This window comes from Comamonas sp. HJ-2, from assembly GCF_053615495.1.
In genome coordinates this window covers 1-2,787 of record NZ_JBSIFD010000061.1, presented here as the reverse complement: position 1 = coordinate 2,787, position 2,787 = coordinate 1, and the positions used below count along the sequence as shown (strand labels likewise).

Annotated in this window: 4 protein-coding genes and 1 pseudogene; 3 read left to right on the top strand and 2 right to left on the bottom strand. The window is 56.5% G+C overall.

Features of this window, described 5'->3' with window-relative positions; all coding sequences use genetic code 11:
* Nucleotides 1-13: 13 nt before the first annotated feature.
* From ACWGXF_RS24280 to ACWGXF_RS24270, 3 genes are all read left to right on the top strand, one after another.
* The gene (locus ACWGXF_RS24280) at nt 14-178 is read left to right on the top strand and encodes a crAss001_48 related protein (protein WP_452102595.1); all 165 of its coding nucleotides are present in this window, start codon (nt 14-16) and stop codon (nt 176-178) included.
* A gap of 45 nt (nt 179-223) precedes the next feature.
* A complete protein-coding gene (locus ACWGXF_RS24275) occupies nt 224-766 on the top strand; it encodes a hypothetical protein (protein ID WP_452102594.1) in 543 nt (180 codons plus the stop codon).
* A 180-nt stretch (nt 767-946) separates the two neighbouring features.
* Nucleotides 947-2,014, top strand: coding sequence for an FUSC family protein (locus ACWGXF_RS24270; RefSeq protein WP_452102593.1), 1,068 nt, complete (start codon nt 947-949; stop codon nt 2,012-2,014).
* A 67-nt stretch (nt 2,015-2,081) separates the two neighbouring features.
* Here the strand turns inward: ACWGXF_RS24270 and ACWGXF_RS24265 are convergent, their stop codons facing one another.
* Both ACWGXF_RS24265 and ACWGXF_RS24260 read right to left on the bottom strand, forming a co-directional pair.
* Nucleotides 2,082-2,336, bottom strand: a complete 255-nt coding sequence (locus ACWGXF_RS24265) for a hypothetical protein (protein ID WP_177340768.1) — start codon at nt 2,334-2,336, stop codon at nt 2,082-2,084.
* Nucleotides 2,337-2,575: 239 nt separating this feature from the next.
* A pseudogene (locus tag ACWGXF_RS24260) lies at nt 2,576-2,787 on the bottom strand (hypothetical protein); the annotation flags it as partial.

Below are 2,787 nucleotides of genomic sequence, written 5' to 3'. Positions count from 1 at the left end.
CTAGGGTTAATGCGTGGGTCAGATTGAGATGGAAAAACCGGGGGCTAGTGGGTCACTTCTGGGTGGAAATCAACAGTTTCGCCAACTGGAGAGCGCAGAGCAGTCCCGCATGCGCCGCCAGCTCGATGTGATGCGCGAGCTGTCTGTGATTCTGGGCGAGCGCATCTCTGCTTTCTAAGCCTTCCGGCCCGCACCGGCCGGCTGCCGGATTTCAGGAGCATTCATGTTGAAACGAATCCATCAACACTTCTTTCTGATCGCCGTAGTGCTGTTTGGCGCGCTTGGCTTCTTCTTCCTGCACCGCCTTACAGGGGACTCGCCCAAGGTGGTGGACATGGCCGGCCTGATTGTCAGCGTCACCTTTTTTGGCGTGTCGGCCATCGCAGGCTATCTCCATGGGCTGGAGCGAAAGCTGAACAAATGGATGGAGCCCAAGACGGGCGGCGCACTGGGGCAAAGCGTAGTCGGTGTGCAGCGCGATCACCGCAACGACCTGGAGTATTCCCTTGTGCATGCGCTGGCGCCTCATTTGGTGAACACCAAGAGCGCGGATGAACTGGGGACATTTATCCGGGATGTGGTCAACTCAATTCAGGGCCGCGGCTCTCAGACGCCTACAGCGACCTGCACCTGCGGCCCGAATGCCGGCTGCACCAATTGCCCTGCTGGTGGCGGTCAGAGTCTCCAGGCCGCCCAGGATGGCCTGTCGCAGTCAGCTACAAGGACCGCAGAGGCTTGGGCTAAAAGTCTGAATCTGCCCTCATAAGCTTGCTGCTTCCTCAATAGCCTTCGACCAAAGGCATTTCCGTCCCATCGACCGCAATCACCACTCCCGTGGTGTTGGGGTCGATTTCAATGTGTCTTCGTTGGTTCTCAAAAATAGGTATCGGTGTCGCTACACTAATAGCCAATTGGTATCTTTGCGTTTCGCAAATAAGGCGCTCTCGTGTTCAGAATTGCTCGGTCAACTTTAAATAATCGCTTTGCTCAAGCTTGGCGAGATGCGGCGGTTTCCTCGATCGCAGCAGGAATCGCGTGGGTGCTGGCGATTTGGTTATTCGGTCACCCGCACCCTGTGTTCGCAGCAGTAACAGCCATTGTTTGTTTGTCTCCTGGCTTGCCCAGCCATGGCAAGCAAGCAGTGGGGCTGATGCTCGGTGTGGCTACAGGTATCGTTATTGGCGAAGCCGCATTTTTCTTGCTTCCTGAAGGCTTGCTGGTCCCAGATGGCTTGTCACTGCTGCGTTTGACTGTAGCCACGTTCTTCTCGATCCTTATTGCTGCGGCCTTTGGCCAAGCAGCTGTTGTAGCGATTCAGGCCGGATGCTCAGCTGTTCTCGTTCTTGCTCTTGGGCCACATAGTGCTGGTCTGGTCAGGTTGGAAGATGTGGTCGTCGGTGTGACAGTTGGCCTCTTTTTTAGCCAGGTGCTGTTGACGCCCAATCCCGTGAGACAAATTGATGTGGCCGCCAGTGACTTGTTTCGAGGCCTGAGCCGCTCATTTGAGGATTGCGTTGAGGCTTTGAAGCATCAAAACACCCACAAAGCGATATCTGCGTTAAATCGCTTCTCTGCAGCGCATGCCAGTCTCATTGCACTCAGTGCGGGCATCGACTCCGCGAGGTATGAGGCTCGTTGGTCCCTCCGAGGTCGACTCGCCAAGCGTTCAGTCGTCGAGACGGCCGCACGTTATGACCGAGCAGCAATTCGTCTCTATGCATCCTCTTTGCTGTTTGGAGAGGCGTTCTCGGATGTGATGCGCAAGAATATGGAGTCTGCACCAGAAGGATTGGCCGATTGCCTTGTTGGCGTGGCTTCACGGTGCGCATGTCTTGCTGGTGAGAAGCCGTCGATTACACCCCATACGCCAGCTTCGGAAATTTTGAACGTTCCAGCAGAGTGGCAGTCGGCTGTCGATCACTTGAGAGCCGCCTCGAGGATCTTGGAAGGCCTGGAGGTGCTCCATCTGAGGTCTACTGGAACTGTTGCCACCAAGACCCAAGTGCGTATTTAGGTTTCGCGACTCTGAGCAGAAGGCATCGTCTGCTGTGTGAGTTGTTGGCCTTAGCTCTAGGCTTCCTTCAGTAGCCCTCAACCAAGGGCATTTCCGTCCCATCGACCGCAATCATCACGCCCGTGGTGTTGGGGTCGATTTCTATTGGGACGCCCCACATTTCATTGGGCTTGGCGAAGGCGTTGACGATGTTGAACTGCCGAAGCTCTTCGGGCGTCATCTTGATCAGCTTGGGATAGGCGTTGTTGTGGGCCTTCCAGTGCCGGAGGAATGTGTGGCAAACGCGCTTGTGGACTGTGTGGATCGGTGATTCTTCTGTCATGGCGCGATTGTTACCGATTCGTTGCGCGACTGATTTGAGAACCGAGGCGTTAGAACGGGGCGGGGGACCTCACCACACTTGCCGGGCCCGGCCCGAAGTACACAAGCCCGTCATCAAGGGTGACAACAAGCACCCATCCGGGGTGGACTGCTTCTGTGATGTAGTCGCTGGCGCTGCCAGGCAGGATGCGCTCATTGGGAAAGCCATATCGTCCAGGCGTGCGCAGCATGGTTGGGTGACTAGGGTTGTGCATCGTGCGCGCGCCCCAGCGCTGGCCCTGGCACGCACCACCAGCTTTGTCTTATGTGTCGATGGTGGACATTCCACTCTTGTCCACTCAGTCGCAGGCCGCCGCCATTGATCAGCATGAGGTTGCAGTGCTCAAGCGGCTTGATCAGCTGTGGCACCGTGGGGGCATCCGGTTCGGGCAGCAGATAGGCCTTGCATAGAG

What these genes read in the sequence shown, in the direction of transcription:
- ACWGXF_RS24275 (WP_452102594.1), top strand. Translation starts at nt 224, where the DNA reads ATGTTGAAACGAATCCATCAACACTTCTTTCTGATCGCCGTAGTGCTG.
- ACWGXF_RS24265 (WP_177340768.1), bottom strand. Translation starts at nt 2,336, where the DNA reads ATGACAGAAGAATCACCGATCCACACAGTCCACAAGCGCGTTTGCCAC.